The organism is Acinetobacter sp. CY79 (genome assembly GCF_059515845.1).
Genome location: NZ_JCAKMY010000034.1, coordinates 1 through 18,438, shown reverse-complemented (window position 1 = coordinate 18,438; position 18,438 = coordinate 1). Strand labels below are relative to the sequence as shown.

14 protein-coding genes are annotated in these 18,438 nt (G+C 40.7%); 11 read left to right on the top strand and 3 right to left on the bottom strand.

The annotated features are described in order from the left end of the window. Position 1: 1 nt before the first annotated feature. The 9 genes from AC5YCE_RS13135 (at position 2) to AC5YCE_RS13095 (ending at position 11,328) form a co-directional block, all read left to right on the top strand. Positions 2 to 2,056 carry a site-specific recombinase gene (locus AC5YCE_RS13135; RefSeq protein WP_496172337.1) on the top strand — a complete coding sequence of 685 codons (2,055 nt, stop codon included), beginning with the start codon at positions 2 to 4 and terminating at the stop codon, positions 2,054 to 2,056. Between the two features lie 134 nt (positions 2,057 to 2,190). Then, complete coding sequence (locus tag AC5YCE_RS13130; protein WP_496172336.1) at positions 2,191 to 2,856, top strand: phosphatase PAP2 family protein; 666 nt, start codon at positions 2,191 to 2,193, stop codon at positions 2,854 to 2,856. Further along, positions 2,856 to 4,130, top strand: a complete 1,275-nt coding sequence (locus AC5YCE_RS13125; RefSeq protein ID WP_496172335.1) for an efflux RND transporter periplasmic adaptor subunit — start codon at positions 2,856 to 2,858, stop codon at positions 4,128 to 4,130. The genes AC5YCE_RS13130 and AC5YCE_RS13125 overlap by 1 nt, the downstream gene beginning before the upstream one ends. A gap of 11 nt (positions 4,131 to 4,141) precedes the next feature. After that, a complete protein-coding gene (locus AC5YCE_RS13120) occupies positions 4,142 to 7,318 on the top strand; it encodes an efflux RND transporter permease subunit (RefSeq protein WP_496126946.1) in 3,177 nt (1,058 codons plus the stop codon). Next, positions 7,318 to 8,763 (top strand): multidrug efflux RND transporter AdeIJK outer membrane channel subunit AdeK, encoded by a 1,446-nt coding sequence (gene adeK, locus AC5YCE_RS13115; RefSeq protein WP_496172334.1) that lies wholly within the window; start codon positions 7,318 to 7,320, stop codon positions 8,761 to 8,763. The genes AC5YCE_RS13120 and adeK overlap by 1 nt, the downstream gene beginning before the upstream one ends. Positions 8,764 to 8,869: 106 nt before the next feature. Beyond that, a complete protein-coding gene (locus AC5YCE_RS13110) occupies positions 8,870 to 9,259 on the top strand; it encodes a YbjQ family protein (protein ID WP_496172333.1) in 390 nt (129 codons plus the stop codon). A 3-nt stretch (positions 9,260 to 9,262) separates the two neighbouring features. Beyond that, positions 9,263 to 9,700 carry a YbjQ family protein gene (locus AC5YCE_RS13105; protein ID WP_496172332.1) on the top strand — a complete coding sequence of 146 codons (438 nt, stop codon included), beginning with the start codon at positions 9,263 to 9,265 and terminating at the stop codon, positions 9,698 to 9,700. A 352-nt stretch (positions 9,701 to 10,052) separates the two neighbouring features. After that, a complete protein-coding gene (locus tag AC5YCE_RS13100) occupies positions 10,053 to 10,838 on the top strand; it encodes an SDR family NAD(P)-dependent oxidoreductase (protein WP_496172331.1) in 786 nt (261 codons plus the stop codon). A 61-nt stretch (positions 10,839 to 10,899) separates the two neighbouring features. Further along, positions 10,900 to 11,328: a nuclear transport factor 2 family protein gene (locus AC5YCE_RS13095; RefSeq protein WP_496126951.1), complete on the top strand. Its 429-nt coding sequence runs from the start codon at positions 10,900 to 10,902 to the stop codon at positions 11,326 to 11,328. 136 nt (positions 11,329 to 11,464) lie between these two features. Here AC5YCE_RS13095 and AC5YCE_RS13090 read toward each other — a convergent pair whose 3' ends face one another. Further along, positions 11,465 to 12,268: an SDR family oxidoreductase gene (locus AC5YCE_RS13090; RefSeq protein ID WP_496172330.1), complete on the bottom strand. Its 804-nt coding sequence runs from the start codon at positions 12,266 to 12,268 to the stop codon at positions 11,465 to 11,467. 56 nt (positions 12,269 to 12,324) lie between these two features. Next, complete coding sequence (locus tag AC5YCE_RS13085; protein ID WP_496126953.1) at positions 12,325 to 12,993, bottom strand: hypothetical protein; 669 nt, start codon at positions 12,991 to 12,993, stop codon at positions 12,325 to 12,327. Between the two features lie 196 nt (positions 12,994 to 13,189). Between AC5YCE_RS13085 and AC5YCE_RS13080 the strand changes: the two genes are divergently transcribed. Continuing rightward, positions 13,190 to 16,084 carry a valine--tRNA ligase gene (locus AC5YCE_RS13080; RefSeq protein WP_496172329.1) on the top strand — a complete coding sequence of 965 codons (2,895 nt, stop codon included), beginning with the start codon at positions 13,190 to 13,192 and terminating at the stop codon, positions 16,082 to 16,084. A 44-nt stretch (positions 16,085 to 16,128) separates the two neighbouring features. Here AC5YCE_RS13080 and AC5YCE_RS13075 read toward each other — a convergent pair whose 3' ends face one another. Continuing rightward, complete coding sequence (locus AC5YCE_RS13075) at positions 16,129 to 17,412, bottom strand: ATP-binding protein (protein WP_496172328.1); 1,284 nt, start codon at positions 17,410 to 17,412, stop codon at positions 16,129 to 16,131. Positions 17,413 to 17,453: 41 nt separating this feature from the next. On the opposite strand from AC5YCE_RS13075, the gene AC5YCE_RS13070 reads away from it, so the two are divergent. Beyond that, on the top strand, positions 17,454 to 18,386 hold the full coding sequence (locus AC5YCE_RS13070; RefSeq protein ID WP_496171020.1) for an IS5 family transposase: 933 nt from the start codon (positions 17,454 to 17,456) through the stop codon (positions 18,384 to 18,386). Positions 18,387 to 18,438 lie beyond the last annotated feature (52 nt).

The following is an 18,438-nucleotide window of genomic DNA, read 5'->3' as shown; positions in this document are numbered from 1 at the left end:
TATGCATATAAAATTTAACGATATATTTTTAAACATGCAGGAGCAGCTTGAACTTAACCCAGCTGCTCTTGATGAAAATCTGATTATTGAATTGGTTGAACGTATTAGACCAAGCGACAGCTATAACGTTGAAGAAAGCAAAAAAAAATTCCAAGCCCTGATTCAGGCTTTATTAATTACCCCCACTGCAGCCAATACACTCCAAGCCTATTTAGTCACACTGATCAATCGTTATAAGCAAACAGGCTTGTATGCAGACAGTGGCATTTTGTCTTTAGATGGTTTTTGGAACCAATTGGGACAGCGCGTCGGCGCACATTTTCTGCCCTTATTAACAGATGAAACTGATCTTAAAGATTTGGTTCATCGTGTTTTTCACCAACGCAGTGACAAATATTGGTTAGAGAATATTGCCAATGATCAATGGTTACAGTTTTTTCAAATATTAAATCAGAATAAAAGTCACCTAGATGCCAAAATTGGTATTCGTCGACATATCATTAAAGCCATTACGGTTTTATCTTATCGTATTAGTGGTATTGGTCTTTATCCTGAGTTTATTAATGCTCAACCTGAATTATCTGAATACGAGTCCCCTTTTCTCGTTCAAAATCGCGAGATTATCGAATTCATCGAAGCTTATAATAAAACTCATCGTGATGCTGTCGATCTAAACGATATTGAGCTACCTGATGCCGATCAGGCTTTGGTGATGATCGACCAGTGCCGTGAAGTTGTACTTAAAATTCGCCGTGCAACCAAGCGTATCGGTGTCAGTTTAAGTTTGACTTATTTGTTGTCACTGCTCGAACAATGCCTAGATCGGATTGAATTATTACTATTGATTCTAACTGAACAGGATAAAAATCAATATTTGGCGCTGGGTGAGTTAACACAAGATTTAGCAGCTGCACATTATGGTGAAAACAGTGTTCGCGAATTACTCAAAACCAATAGTGAGTTGATCGCGCTACAAGTGACTGAAAATGCCAGTAAAACCGGCGAGCACTATGTAAGTACAGATAAACAAGGTTTCTTTGGCATGTACAAGTCAGCCGCAGGTGCTGGCGTGATCATTGCAACTATGGCAACACTGAAGATTTTATCTGCCCGCTTAACCATGGCACCGCTCATGCAAGCATTTGTCTATAGCATGAACTATTCCTTAGGATTCATGCTGATTCACGTTTTGCATTTTACGGTTGCAACGAAACAGCCCGCAATGACTGCAGCGGCACTTGCTTCTACAGTTCAACATCGCAAAGGCTCGAAGACCACACAAATCGCGGAACTTGCCGCCCTGATTATTAATATTATTCGAACGCAGTTCGTTGCAATCCTAGGTAATATTTCAATTGCGATTCCAACAGCAGCTGTCATTACGTTAATGTGGCAATTCGCTTTGCATGAACCTTTATTGACTCATACCAAAGCATCATATTTATTGCATAGCCTTAATCCCTTTACGTCTCTTGCAATCCCTCATGCTGCGATTGCTGGGGTCTGTTTATTCTTCTCAGGTTTGATTGCAGGCTACTTTGACAATATGGCCGTTTATCGTAAGGTTGGCCCGCGCCTAAAAGCACATATCAAACTCAAAAATGTGTTAGGCGAAGAAAGATTAGAAAAGTTTGCAAATTATATTGAGCGTAATTTAGGTGCTTTGGCAGGTAATTTCTTGTTCGGTATCATGTTGGGTAGTATGGGGACGATTGGTTTTATATTAGGATTGCCCTTAGATATTCGACATATTGCCTTTGCTTCAGCGAACTTTATTCAAGGTTTACTCTCGATTAATGGCACGCCTGAAATTGGTCTAATCATTGTTTCATTCTTAGGGGTTTTACTGATTGGCTTAACCAACTTATTTGTCAGTTTTACTTTAACGATTATCGTTGCGCTTCGTGCACGTCGGGTTCGCTTTGAGCAATGGAAACCATTGGCTAAATTGGTCTTTACTCATTTTGTGACCCGTCCATTGGATTTCTTCTGGCCCCCCAAACAACCTTTAGAAGTAGATGAGGCTCATTCATCGAATCAAAAATCGAATCATTAAAATATATGTTATTTTTTTGTGCAAAAGATGGTATGAAATAGAAAAGAATTTAGTATTAAACTGGATTTTAACTGACTTGAAAAAAAGTGTACTGACGAGTACACTTTGGAGCATTAATTCATCAGAAGTAATGCATGGATAATAGAAAAGGTCATAAACAAATGCCTTACTTATTGATTTTTATAGGCTGTTTAGGATTAACCATAAGTATTATTGGATTATATAATCCCAATATTCAGCATTTTGATATCACCGCTTTGACATGGATGGATGGGCATCGAACTCATTTTTTAAATGACATCCATGTCTTTTTATCTCATATTGGTGGCTTACCCAGTATGCTGATGATTTGTAGTGTGTGGTGCTTAATACTATACCAATCAAAAAAGTTCGCTCAAATTTTGTTTATCAGTTTTAGTCTACTCGGCAGTTCGGCTTTGGGCTGGGTGCTAAAGTGGTCATTTGATCGCGCACGACCAGATGTCGTTTATGCTTTAACTGAAACTTATGGGGCATCGTTCCCCAGTGCACACAGTATTTATGCAACAGTTTTATCCTGCTTAATCATTTTTATTTTCCATAAACATGCTTATGCAAGAATCATCATACTCCTCGCCTGTTTGTGGTTTGTGGGTATGGGCATATCAAGAATCTATCTTGGCGCTCATTACCCGACCGATGTGCTGGCAGGTTGGAGTATTGCTTTGATTTGGGTGTCGTTCCTTTGGCTGTATTTTTCGCCATTACAAATCAGCAAAGATAAATTATTTTTAGAGAAAAATCTAAACGAGGTGGAATAATGATGTCGGCAAAGCTTTGGGCACCTGCCCTCACTGCTTGTGCTTTAGCAACAAGTATTGCACTTGTGGGTTGCAGTAAAGACCCTAAAGGTGCAGAGCAAGCAGCTGCTGCTCAACAAATGCCTCCGACTGAAGTTGGTGTCATCGTTGCTCAACCACAAAGTGTTGAACAAACTGTAGAACTCTCTGGTCGTACATCTGCTTATCAAATTTCAGATGTTCGCCCACAAACCAGTGGTGTTGTCTTAAAGCGTCTATTCGCTGAAGGTAGCTATGTTCGTGAAGGACAGCCATTGTATGAAATCGACTCAAGTACTAACCGTGCAAATCTTGATAGTGCAAAAGCATCTTTAGTTCGCCAACAAGCCAACTTAAATGCCCTTCAAGTAAAAGCAAACCGCTATAGCCAACTTGTCGGGATTAATGCGGTCTCTAAACAAGAATATGACGACATCAAAGCACAAGTACAACTTGCTCAAGCAGATATTGCAGCTTCACAAGCGGCTGTGAAAAATGCGCAAATTTCTTTGGGCTATTCAACTGTCCGCTCACCAATTTCAGGTCAATCTGGACGTTCGAGTGTGACTGCAGGTGCTTTAGTGACTGCAAGTCAAGATGATCCATTGGTGACGATTCAACAGCTCGATCCAATCTACGTCGATATTAACCAATCAAGTGCTGAGTTGTTACGTTTACGCCAACAATTGAGCCAAGGCACCATTGATCGTAGCAATAACACCAAAGTTCGTTTAAAACTTGAAGATGGTAGTTTCTACAATGTGGAAGGTAATCTTGCATTTTCTGATGCCAGCGTAAATCCTGATACAGGTACAGTGACACTGCGTGCAATCTTCCCTAACCCAAATCATTTGTTGCTTCCAGGCATGTTTGCCAATGCACAAATTGTTCAGGGCGTGATTCCAAATGCAATTCTGATTCCTCAAGTTGCGGTGACTCGCACTCCAACGGGTCAAGCTACTGCGATGATCGTGAATGCCAAAGGCGCTGTTGAAGTTCGTCCGATTGAAACTGCGGGGATCCAAGGAAAAGACTGGATCGTGACCAAAGGTTTACAGGCGGGTGAAAAAGTCATTGTGGATGGTGTAGCGAAGGTAAAACCTGAGCAACAAGTTGTTGCAAAGCCTTTCCAAGCACCTGCAGCTGCTCCTCAAGGTGCACCTGCTCAACCGCCAGCTCAAAAACCTGAAGCAGAGAATAAGCCTGTAGAAAAGTCAGAAGATAAACCTGTCCAAAAAGCTACTTCAAATGCATAAGGGGTAGACTCATGGCTCATTTCTTTATTCATCGCCCCATTTTCGCATGGGTGATTGCATTGGTCATTATGTTGGCGGGTATTCTCACCATCACCAAAATGCCGATTGCTCAGTATCCAACGATTGCACCACCAACGGTGTCCATTTCTGCGACTTATCCAGGTGCTTCTGCTGCGACTGTTGAAAATACAGTGACTCAGATCATCGAGCAGCAAATGAATGGTTTAGATGGCTTACGTTATATCTCGTCAAACAGTGCGGGTAACGGTCAAGCGTCGATTACATTGAACTTTGACCAAGGTATTGATCCAGATATCGCACAGGTTCAAGTTCAAAACAAATTACAGTCTGCAACTGCACTTTTACCTGAAGACGTTCAACGTCAAGGTGTAAAAGTCACCAAGTCAGGTGCGAGCTTTTTACAAGTATTGGCATTCTATTCTGAATCTGATGCTTTAGATGCAAACGATATTAAAGACTACGTCAACTCAAACATTTCAGAACCGCTCAGTCGTGTTGCTGGCGTGGGTGAAGTCCAAGTCTTTGGTGGTTCTTATGCGATGCGTATTTGGATGGATCCATCCAAAATGGCAAACTTAAAAGTGACACCAAGTGATATTGCTGCAGCATTGCGCACTCAAAATGCTCAGGTTGCTGTCGGTCAATTGGGTGGAGCGCCTTCAATTGAAGGTCAAGTACTGAACGCAACAGTTACGGCGCAAAGCTTGCTTGAAACGCCTGAACAGTTTACCAACATCTTCTTGAAGAACACGGCCAATGGTGCTCAAGTTCGTTTAGGTGACGTTGCACGTGTTGAATTAGGTGCAGATAACTATGCCTTTGATTCTAAGTTCAATGGTAAACCTGCTGGCGGTGTTGCGATTAAGCTTGCAACAGGCGCGAATGCTTTAGACACAGCAAATGCTGTTGAAGAGCGTTTAGTTGAATTACGTAAAAACTACCCAGAAGGTATGGTCGATAAACTGGCTTTTGATACCACGCCATTTATTGAACTTTCGATTAAGAGTGTGGTTAAGACCTTAATTGAAGCGATCATTTTGGTATTCTTGGTGATGTTCCTGTTCTTACAGAACTGGCGCGCGACCATTATTCCGACGATGGCTGTACCTGTCGTTGTACTCGGTACATTTGCCGTGATTAACCTGTTCGGTTTCTCAATCAATACGCTTACGATGTTTGCCATGGTTCTTGCCATTGGTCTACTGGTCGATGATGCGATTGTTGTGGTGGAGAACGTCGAACGTGTCATGTCGGAAGAACATCTTGACCCTGTGAAAGCAACTGAAAAGTCGATGACACAGATCTCAGGTGCCTTGATTGGTATTACCTCTGTATTGACTGCGGTATTCGTACCGATGGCATTCATGGGAGGTACAACAGGGGTTATTTATCGACAGTTCTCAATCACACTTGTTACAGCAATGGTTCTTTCGTTGATCGTTGCCCTGACTTTTACACCTGCACTGTGTGCGACTTTGCTAAAACAGCATGATCCAAATAAGAAACCAAGTAATGGCATCTTCGCCCGTTTCTTCCGTTGGTTCAATGATGCCTTTGAAAGACTGTCTGTTAAATATCAAAACGGTGTAAACCGCATGACTCATGCTAAGCTTTTTTCAGGCGTAGTTTATGCAGTCGTGATTGCAATTATGGGCTATCTGTTCACAACTCTGCCTTCTTCATTCTTACCAGACGAAGACCAAGGTGTAGTGATGACATTGGTGCAATTACCACCAAATGCGACACTCGAACGAACAGATAAAACCATTGATGCAATGACCCACTATTTCCGTGAAAACGAGAAAGAGCACGTTGAGTCTGTATTCAGTGTCGCTGGTTTCTCATTTACAGGTGTCGGTCAAAACGCAGGTTTAGCATTCATTAAGTTGAAAGATTGGAAAGACCGTACCAGCAAAGAATCGCAAGTCGGAGCAATCATTCAACGTGGTATGGCGCTGAATATGATTGTCAAAGATGCAGCTTATATCATGCCTTTACAGCTTCCTGCGATGCCTGAATTGGGTGTAAGTGCAGGCTTTAACTTACAGTTGAAAGCTTCTGCTGGACAAAGTCATGAGCAATTGCTTGCAGCACGTAATGCAATCTTAGGTATGGCTGCTCAAGACAAGCGTTTGATGGGCGTACGTCCAAATGGTCAAGAAGATACACCGCAGTACCGTGTTATCGTTGACCATGCGCAGGCAGGTGCGATGGGAATCAGTATTGCTGAAATCAATAGCACCATGGGAATGGCCTGGGGCGGAACTTATATCAACGACTTCGTCGATCGTGGTCGTGTGAAAAAAGTCTATGTGCAAGGTCAATCCGATGCACGTATGATGCCTGAAGACTTGAACAAGTGGTTCGTCCGTAATAATCAAGGCGAGATGGTTCCATTCTCCGCATTTGCGACAGGCGAATGGACCTATGGTTCTCCACGTCTCGAACGATACAACGGCGTGTCTTCAATGAATATCACAGGTACCCCTGCTGTTGGTGTGAGTTCTGGTGATGCAATGCTCGCAGTTGAAGAGATTGTTGCTAAGTTGCCTTCAATGGGCTTGCAAGGTTTTGACTACGAATGGACAGGACTCTCTTTAGAAGAACGTGAGTCTGGCGATCAAGCGCCATTCCTCTATGCGCTTTCGTTACTGATCGTATTCCTATGTTTGGCTGCACTTTATGAAAGCTGGTCAATCCCATTCTCAGTCCTATTGGTTGTACCTTTAGGTATCGTTGGTGCGCTTGGTTTAACTTTCCTCGGCATGGTGTTCTTTAAAGATCCTAACCTGTCGAATAACATTTACTTCCAAGTCGCCATCATTGCCGTGATTGGTCTTTCAGCGAAAAATGCGATCTTGATCGTAGAATTTGCGAAAGAATTACAAGACAAAGGTGAAGATCTGTTTGAAGCGACTTTACATGCGTCTAAGATGCGTTTACGTCCAATCATCATGACGACACTTGCATTTGGTTTCGGTGTACTTCCATTAGCGCTTGCTTCTGGTGCAGGTGCAGGAAGTCAGCACTCTGTCGGATATGGTGTACTGGGTGGTGTAATCAGCTCTACACTCTTGGGTATCTTCTTTATTCCAGTGTTCTATGTTTGGATTCGAAGTATTTTCAAATCTAAACCAAAACAAATAAAACAGGAGCATATTTCGTAATGCAAACTTTATGGTCTATTACAGGTCGTAGCATTGCGGTATCTGCACTTGCGCTTGCTTTGACGGCATGTCAAAGCATGCGTGGTCCAGAACCAGTCGCTCAAGCCAATATTCCGACTGCTTACTTAGGTAATGCTTCAGGGACTTCGATTGCAGAACAAGGTTATAAAAACTTTTTTGCCGATCAGCGTCTCGTACAAGTCCTTGATTTAGCTTTAGCCAACAACCGTGATTTACGTAAGGCTGCTTTGAACATTCAACGTGCTCAACAGCAATACCAAATTACGTCAAATAATCAGTTACCGACCATCGGTGCAAGTGGTGACGTCCTGCGTCAAGATCAAGGCGCTGGTGCTCAAACTCGCTACAATGTGGGTTTAGGCTTAACCGCTTATGAACTTGATTTTTGGGGTCGTGTACGCAGCCTAAAAGACAATGCGCTGGATAACTATCTTGCGACTGCCAGTGCTCGTGATGCAACGCAAATTGCATTGGTGGGTCAAGTGGCACAAGCTTGGTTGAGTTATTCATTTGCCAATGCAAATTTAAAACTTGCAGATCAAACTTTGAAAGCACAGTTGGATTCTTATAACCTCAACAAAAAGCGTTTTGATGTGGGTATCGACAGTGAAGTTCCTGTACGTCAGGCTCAAATCTCTGTAGAGACGGCACGTAACGATGTTGCAAATTATAAGACCCAAATCGCTCAAGCACAGAATTTACTGAATTTGTTGGTTGGTCAAACCGTACCTGCGGAATTGTTACCGAAGCAACGCTTAACGCGCGTGACCAATGCTGCTGCATTAACGTCAGGTTTACCAAGTGATTTACTCAACAATCGTCCAGATGTTAAATCCGCTGAATATCAACTTAGTGCTGCGGGCGCGAATATCGGTGCAGCTAAAGCACGTTTATTCCCAACGATTAGCCTGACAGGTTCAGCAGGTTATGCCTCTACGGATTTAAGTGACTTGTTTAAATCTGGTGCATTTGTATGGGCTGTTGGTCCAAGCCTTGATATTCCAATCTTTGATTGGGGCACACGTCGTGCGAATGTAAAGATTTCAGAAACAGATCAGCAAATTGCTTTATCTGATTATGAAAAATCAATTCAATCTGCTTTCCGTGAAGTCAATGATGCCTTAGCTGTTCGCCAAAACATTGGTGATCGTCTAACTGCTCAACGCCGTTTAGTCGATGCAACCAATACCACCTATAAACTATCCAATGCACGCTTCCGCGCAGGTATTGATAGCTTCTTAACCGTATTGGATGCGCAACGTGGTTCTTATGCCGCTGAACAAGGTCTATTGTTACTTGAACAAGCCAACTTAAATAACCAAGTTGAATTGTACAAAACTTTAGGTGGTGGTGTTAAAGCTACTTCTGATCAAACCCTTCAATATCAACCTTCAAGCTCAGATCTTAAATACAATAAAAAATAAGTATTTTGTCTGAACACTCAAAAGCTCACTTCGGTGAGCTTTTTTGATTGCATTTATAAGCTCAATTTCCTATCTTAAATCAACTTTACAACAATGAATCAGTTCAATGATCTTAAGTAATCTGGAAAGCGTTCCCGGACATACGATTAGCAAACAGCTCGATGTGGTCTATGGCAGTACCGTGCGTAGTAAACACGTCGGTCGTGATTTTATGGCGGGTTTAAAAAATATTGTGGGAGGTGAACTCAAAGGCTATACCGAACTGTTAGAAGAATCTCGCCAAGAAGCCATGGATCGTATGATTCAAAAAGCACAGGCAATGGGTGCAAATGCAGTTGTAGGTATCCGTTTTTCAACTTCAAATATCGCGCAAGGTGCATCAGAACTTTTTGTTTATGGTACGGCTGTACAAGTCATTCCAAGCCAAGTCATTCCAAGCCAAGTCATTCCAAGCCAATCGACTCCCCTACCAGATCCATTTTCAAATCAAGGATAAGCTATGGATGGATTATTGTTTAAGATTGGGATTACACTGATTCTATTTTGTATTGGATGGGCTTTCGGTCGGCACATTGAACGAAAACATTTAAACAAACTTGAAGAAAGAGAACGTGAACTGGCTTATATTCGCGTTGATACCAATCGTTTTGCAACGACAGAATCGACTGGGCAACTGGTCAGTAGTAATGTGGTTTTATCACACGATTATTTTAAATACATCATATCCATGATCCAAAGTTTACTCGGTGGTCGATTGACGACCTATGAAAGCGTGGTCGATCGTGCGCGACGAGAAGCCATGATTCGGCTGAAAATCGAAGCTCAAAAAATGGGGGCAAATCACATTATGGGTTTACGTTTAAGCACCACTGAAATGGGTATGGAAGGCGGCATGGTCGAAGTGTTTGCTTGTGGTACAGCGATTCAGAAAAAATGAGATGATCTGCTTCGTCAATTAAACTACGGAGCAGATAACCGCCTTCCAAATAAACACTTAACTCAATGCTTTTATTAGTTATTTCACCTCTTAACATCTTAAGATTATAACAATACACACCTTCACCGATCATACGCATTCGGTTCAAGAAATCAATTTAAAAACTTTAGTATCACCCGCCTAAAATACGCTATTTTTCCCAATATAAATCAAATTTAACGCCTCTCACGTATAACATTAATAGGACAATCTGTCGCGAATATAAGCCTGTACAAAAAATCTGTTCTTTCATTAAATAAAGTGAAGAAATTAGGTCTTCATTCAAATATAGTCTGTCTACAAGGAGCTATTTATGCCTACTGCCGTTGTAACAGGTGCGGGAAGTGGCCTTGGTCAACATATTGCGCTAATCCTCGCTAAAAATGCCTATACCGTTTACGGGACTGCATTTAATCAACAAGAAATTGATCAGCTGTATCAACTTTCACAAGGTCAAGTTATTCTTAAGTTGTGTGATATTACTCAGCAAAATGAGATTGATGCATTCGCAAATTTTGTCAAAATACAAACCGAAAATCAGCTTGAAGTTCTCATTAATAATGCTGGAATTCTTACGCCAGGCCCTATCGAAATCATCCCCATTGAATCCATTTTTAAAGAGTTCGATGTCAATACTTTTGGGCTAATCAGAATCGTCAATACATTTTTACCATTATTACGTGAGTCCAAAGGACGTATTATTCAAATTAGTACTGTTTCTGTGGATCAACCCTCCCCATTTAATGCTCCTTCAAGTGCATCCAAAGCAGCAGCTGAAATTTTCACAGATATGTATGGTGCAGAACTGAAAAAGTTTGGCATTACAACCAGTATTGCAGTCTGTGGCAATATGAAAACAGGTGGTCCTGCAAAAGTACAAAAAGCACTAGACCGTATCATTAGTGACATGACCCTTGTACAAGATGCGATTTATGGGCAAGAGTTTCGTGCGTTCACGGATCGCATAATGCAAGGTCAACATGATGGATTGGATCCACATCGTGCAGCTCAAGAAATTGTTGATTTAGTCAAACAAGCAGATTCGCCTTTGAGAGTTGCCATCGGTGATGATGCGCGACGTATTCTTGCTCAAGCATAATGTGGCCACTACGCGAATGGAAAAGTATCAATATTTATAAAATTATACAGAGGTGAAAAACATGCATATTCAATCTGATGAAAACAATGATAAAGGTTCCAGAAATATCGAAAAATTACTTGCGCTCTACGATGAAATGTTTAATCAGAAAAAACCGCTAGAAGCCGCCCGTAAATACTTGTCTCCCCACTATATTCAACATAATCCCTTTCTTCCTGATACGGCAGACGGTACAGGAGGTGCATTCTTAAAACGCTTAGAAAGTTTTCCCAATATGTATGTCAAAGTACATCGTATTATCGCTCAAGGTGACTATACATGGGCACATGTCAATTTTTTTAATATCTATAACAATGAGCCTGAAGATCTAGGCACGGCGGGTGTTGATATTTTCAGGTTTGATGAGGATGGACTGATTTTAGAACACTGGGATGTTTTACAAGAAATTCCTCATCCATCTGAATGTGCCAATAACAACGGCATGTTCTGATTAAGATTAAAATGTATTGATCGGCATACAGAGGATGATTGATACCGTTTTGGATTCTGTCCTTGCACACCTGCGTGAAAGATGGCGCTGTAAAGCGCCATTCAACATAGAGTCTAAATTTATATTCTTTATTAAACTATTTCACTTTGGTTTTACGAATCATCTTATAAAGCGTTTTAGGGGAAAAACGAGAGACCCACACGCCTAATTTTTCTTTGGCTTTACTCACCACAATAAACTCTTCATCACTTAAAAGTGCTGTCACAGTCTGACGTGCAAAATCATCCGCCTCTAAACCATTTTCAATCACTTCATCTTGATGACCTTGTGGTTTACCCTCGCCGTTTAAAGCATTAAACGACACATTGGTTTTCACGAACCCTGGGAAGATCACAGATACCCCTATACCTTGATCAGCGACTTCTGCACGTAAGCTATTCGCCCACATATGAATCGCACCTTTAGCAGCCGAATACGTTGCACGGTACTGTACGCCCAAAAGTCCTGCAACACTGGAAATAAAAATTACCCGCCCAGATTGTTGTTTTAATAAGGTTGGTAATACCGTCTTGGTCAAAAATACTTGTGAGAAATAGTCTACTTCCATGATGGCACGTTCAGTGTGCATGGTGGTGTCTTCAATCAAAGCACGCTGACTGAGTCCTGCATTGTTCACCAGCCAATCAATACGACCTTTGGCTTTCAAGACTTCATCATAAGCATGGCGAACTTGGTTTTCATCCGTGATATCCACTGCAATCGAAATATGCTGTTCAGGGTTGAATAAACTTAACCGTACCTTTTCTAATTCTTCATAACGGCGTGCGCTCAACACCAAGATCGCACCTTGAGATGCACATTCAGCCGCTAAAGCTTTGCCTAAGCCTGACGATGCACCTGTAATCCAAACAATTTTTCCATTTAATGTCGAACGCGCCATTTCAATATCCCTATCTATTATCTTCTTGTGGCTAATTCGAAAATGATCGAATTAACTTAAGCTTTATTGTTATCACCCTTATCTAAGAATGCAACAAAATGGTCAAAGTATTTACCAATGGTTTGCGCGTCATAAATCGTACTGAGTTTGTCAAAACGTTTATAGCCAATACCTGTGGTCAAGCTAATCACACCATCTAAGGTTTTATTGACCACCATATTAAATTTTAATAATTTTTTAGGTTCACGAATCAAACTGGTCACGCCCTGATCCACCACTTGAGTGAATGCTTTCAGACCCGGTTTTACATAGGCTGTATTGCCTTGCTTCAATTGTTCAGCACAACCTAATAATTCTTCAACCACGACCTTATCGACTGGATAGGTAATATAACCTTGATCATTTTTACGCTTCATCAAGCCATTGACGTGATTCACCATCGGCAAAAGTCGATCATTACCAAAAAAAGACACCGACCAGGGCATGTATTTGGTGATGGCATCCTTGACTTGTTTAAGCACTTTTTCAGAATCACCATCTTTAGAACTCGATTGATTGACCAAACTGCCAAAAGCTTGGTCGATGAGTTCGCATGCAATATTGGAGATATTATCGCCTAAGGCTTTGGATTGTGGCTCTCGATCATTGTTATTTAATTTGGTATGGATATTTTGAAATTGCTGATACGTTTCGGGTTTTAATTTTAATTCAACGGTATAGCTCATATTTTTAAGACCTTATTGATGTTTTTATTTAAATTTTACGTCTAAAGAGGACGGATCATTTTGGGTTTCAATATTTGTACAGCTTCGATTGTCTGCTATTTGTTCACAGAATGCATTTGCTTTACATCCCATTGCCCGCTTTTTTTTTGCTATAATAAGTGCAATTTTTTATACAACTTTTTGGTCTGTTCTTGCTATGACTGATTCAGCGCAAAATATTGCTACGACGTACGATCCTACTGAGATCGAGAAAAAATGGTACCAAACTTGGGAAGAGCGTGGTTACTTCAAGCCGTCTGAAAAAGGCGAATCCTTCTGTATCATGATTCCACCACCGAACGTCACCGGCAACTTGCACATGGGGCATGGATTTAACAATGCCATCATGGATGCGTTGACGCGTTATAACCGCATGTCGGGTAAAAATACTTTATGGCAACCGGGTACTGACCACGCAGGCATTGCAACGCAAATGGTTGTAGAGCGTCAGTTGGGAGCTGAAGGGATCAGTCGTCATGACTTAGGTCGTGACAAGTTCATCGAAAAAGTATGGGAATGGAAAGAACAATCTGGCGGTAACATTACCCGTCAAATTCGTCGTCTTGGCTCATCTGTAGATTGGTCACGTGAACGCTTTACCATGGATGAAGGTTTATCTAATGCGGTAAAAGAAGTGTTTGTTAGACTGCATGAAGATGGTTTGATCTACCGTGGTAAACGCCTCGTTAACTGGGATCCAAAATTACAAACTGCGCTGTCTGACTTAGAAGTTGAGTCTGATAAAGAAGAACAAGGTTCACTTTGGCACTTTAAATATTTCTTTGAAGATAAGTCACTTCGTACTCACGATGGTAAAGATCACATCGTTGTGGCAACCACTCGTCCTGAAACATTGTTAGGTGATACTGCTGTTGCTGTTGCGCTTGATGATGAACGTTATGCAGCACTTGTTGGCAAAAACATCATCCTACCCATTACAGGTCGTGCAGTTCCAATCGTTAAAGACGAATATGTCGACAAAGAATTCGGTACAGGCTGTGTAAAAATCACCCCTGCACACGACTTCAATGACTATGAAGTAGGTAAACGTTGCGAATTGCCAATCATCAACATCTTCAACAAAAATGCTGAAGTGCTTGCCGATTTTGAATATATCGCGAAAGCGGGCGAACAAATTTCTAAAACCATTCCTGCACCAAGCGACTATATTGGTTTAGAGCGTTTTGAAGCACGTAAGAAATTAGTAGAACAAGCTGAATCTGAAGGCTGGTTAGACCAAATTCAACCGTACACATTGAAGCCACCTCGCGGTGACCGTTCAGGTGTGATCGTTGAGCCACTTCTAACTGACCAATGGTACGTAAAAATTGCGCCACTTGCTGAACCTGCAATTAAAGCGGTTAAAGATGGCGACATCAAATTTGTACCTGAGCAATACAGCAACATGTACATGGCGTGGATGAACAACATTCAAGACTGGTGTATTTCTCGTCAATTGTGGTGGGGTCATCGTATTCCTGCTTGGTACGACGTAGATGGCAATATCTATGTGGGTCGTTCTGAAATCGAGGTTCGTGAGAAAAATGGCATCCCTGCCGATGTTCAATTGGATCAAGACGAAGACGTGTTAGATACATGGTTCTCATCGGGGCTTTGGACATTCTCAACTTTAGGTTGGACTGGCGACGAAGCGAAAGATAAAGAAAACTATTTCTTAAATACTTTCCACCCGACTGATGTATTGGTAACAGGTTTCGACATCATCTTCTTCTGGGTTGCCCGCATGATCATGATGACCATGCACTTCATGAAAAATGAAGATGGTACGCCTCAAGTGCCTTTTAAAACTGTGTATGTTCACGGTTTGGTACGTGATGGCGAAGGTCAGAAGATGTCTAAATCTAAGGGTAACGTTCTTGACCCATTAGACTTGATTGACGGTGTAGATCTTGAAACTTTAGTACAAAAACGTACTACAGGTTTGATGAACCCGAAACAAGCGGCGAAGATTGAAAAATCAACCCGTAAAGAATTCCCTGAAGGGATTCAATCTTACGGTACAGATGCGGTTCGTTTCACTTTCTGTGCGCTTGCCAACACGGGTCGTGACATTAAGTTCGATATGAAACGTGTTGAAGGTTACCGTAACTTCGCGAACAAAATCTGGAACGCAACGCGTTTCGTGATGATGAACTGCGAAGAGCAAGTGATTGGTCAAGAAGAACGTCAAGATCTTTGGGAATTGCCTGAACAATGGATCGTCAGCCGTCTACAAAAAGCGGAACAAGCAGTGCAAACAGCATTTGCAACCTACCGTTTAGACTTGGCTGCACAAGCGATTTACGAGTTCATTTGGAATGAATACTGTGATTGGTATGTCGAGCTGACCAAGCCTGTTCTGAATGATGAAAACGTATCGGTTGAGCGTAAAGCTGAAGTGCGTCGTGTGTTATTGTCAGTGATGGAAGCGTCATTACGTCTTGCACATCCGATTATGCCGTACTTGACGGAAGAAATCTGGCAAACGCTTGCGCCGAAGTTAAACATTGTTGGCGAAACGATCATGTTGGCGGAGTACCCTGTTGCTGACCAAGCGAAGATCAATGAACAAGCTGAAGCAGATATGCAATGGTTGCAAGGTTTGATTGGTGCGGTACGTAACATCCGTGGTGAAATGGGCTTAGGTAATGCTCGCTTGTTGCCTGTTCTGCTTCAAAACACGACTGATGCTGAAAAAGCACAAATCGCGCGTATTGAACCGTTGTTTAAAGCATTGGCGAAAGTTGAAAGCATTACTTTCTTAAGTGGTGCTGAACAACCACCATTGTCGTCTTCATCTGTTGTTGGTCACGTGTCTGTATTCGTTCCAATGAAGGGCTTAATTGACCCTAAAGCGGAATTGGGTCGTCTACAAAAAGACCTAGACAAGGTTCAAAAACAGCATGACCAAATTGCGACTAAACTTGGTAATGAAGGTTTTGTGGCAAAAGCACCTGCGGCTGTGGTTGAAGGTGAAAAAGTGAAACTTGCTGAGTTTGCTGATCAGTTAGCGAAGATTAAAGCGAACATGGAGCAAATTGCGGCGCTGTAATGCTGTAGTTTGATTCAAAAAATCCCCTCTCTTGATGGGATTTTTTATTTCCATTTTTTACAAATATCATCAAATGCAACATCTTTCCATTCTTCTTTCCATAAAGACCAATATGGAATATCGCTTGAAGATGGCTCGGGATCACATCGATCAATTGTTACAATAGAAGGTAAAACTATTGAGTCACCCACTAATAAAGCATCTCCTTGATGCAAGCTTGGTAAAATATCAATAATCCCACCAAGTGAATCAGGTAAAAGTTTTCTTACATAGTTTTGATCGATTGGATTTGTAAGTCGCATCGAGATAAAATTATTACATTGAGAAAAAATTGTTTCAGAAATTTCTGATGGGCGCTGACTAGATAACATTAAAGTTATTCCATACTTACGTCCTTCTTTTGCAATTCGCTCAATAGCAATTTTGGAGGATCGAAACTTAGTCAGTTCACTATTAGGAACATACTTATGTGCTTCCTCATAAACCATTAAAATAGGTACATCATTATTAATTTCTTCCTGAGCATTCACATCAAAACGATGCCTTTTATAAAAATATCCGTAGTCGAATATTAATCTTGAAATTACTGAAACAGTAATTGTGAGCACTTCAAATGGGACATCACTTAGATCTATTACAGTAATATTAGATTTTTTATTTTCTTCAAAGCCTAAAATTTGCTTAAGAACGCTGACAAATTCTATATTTTTAAGATCATTATTAAACATAAAACTTAAACGATCTTGTCTAATTTTTTCACTTAAACGGTTATAGAACTTATCAAGTGTACCATCAGCATACATACCCTTATTAATATATGAATTTTTCGTAGGTAAAAATTTTAATTTTTTATCAAAAAAATAATTAATTTTTTCATCATCACTCTCAAAATAATATCCATTTTCCTTATCAACACTTGCATCATCGATCATACAGTTATCTGGATTTTTAGAACTTTTTGTTTCATTCTTTAAGTTGAAGATAGCATTAACAACTTCAATCAAATCAAACTTAATTGGAGTATCATAAAAAATATTAGATATCCCATTGTTATGTTTAATCTTATTAAGAGTTACTATTTTTCTAAAAATAGAAGATTGATTATAATTATCACGCTCACCTGTATCTAATAGAATTTCTTCTAATTCATCACTATTAAGCAACCAATATGGGAGCTTTAAGGTACTAATATCTAAGAAATTAGCATCTGTAAAGGCATTCTTATATTCGGAATGAATATCAAAAATAATAATATGTGAGTTATTTAACCCAAATTCACCGTCTTTTGCAGCAATTGCCGTTTGTAAAATTTTTGGGCTTTGTTGCACAAACCTAGCATGTAAGGCTTATTCAGCAATATAATTTCAAAATGAATAAACCTGCAGCTAAAATCTACCATACAACCAATTGGTCATCCTATAATCGAGCCTTAATTAATCGAGGCAATATTTCCATTTGGTTTGATCCAAAGACTCAGTGGTATGCACAATCACAAGGCAAGCAAGGTCGAAATCAAACCTATTCCGATACAGCGATTCAATGCTGCTTAATGATCAAATCTCTATTTCGACTCTCTTTACGCATGGTTACAGGTTTTGTTCAAAGCCTGATTAAGCTTTGTGGATTAGATTGGACAGCTCCGGATTATTCCACCCTTTGTCGTAGACAGAAGCATATTGATATTGCGATTAGCTATCAAAAAAGTAGTAATGGGCTGCATCTACTTGTAGATTCTACTGGCTTGAAGTTTCTTGGTGAAGGTGAATGGAAATGCAAGAAACATGGGTCTGAATATCGTCGCCAATGGCGTAAGCTTCACATTGCTATAGATGCTAAAACCCTGCAAATACGTGCAGTACAACTCACCACAAATGATGTCAGTGATTCTCAAGTATTTGAAGATTTACTTGCTCAAATTCCCTTGGATGAACAAATTGATTCTGTTTATACAGATGGTGCTTATGACACAAAGCACTGCCGACAACTCATTTTAGATCGAGATGCATATGCGGTCATTCCACCGAGAAAGAATGCAAAACCTTGGAAAGATCAACAAGCGAGGTCTATAGAACGCAATGAGTTATTGAAAACAGTCAAACGGCTAGGAAGATCGCTTTGGAAAAAGTGGTCTGGTTATCATTGTCGAAGTTTGGTGGAAACCAAGATGCATTGCATCAAATTATTAGGCGATAAATTAACATCAAGAAGTTTCCCTAGTCAGGTGAATGAGATTCATGCACGCATAGCGGTCTTGAATAAATTCACAGAATTAGGTCGCCCTCATACCCAAGTTGTCTCTTAAATTTAACTCAATTAGGGTAGCTCTGCCTTTCAAACCTTTGTGCAACAAAGCC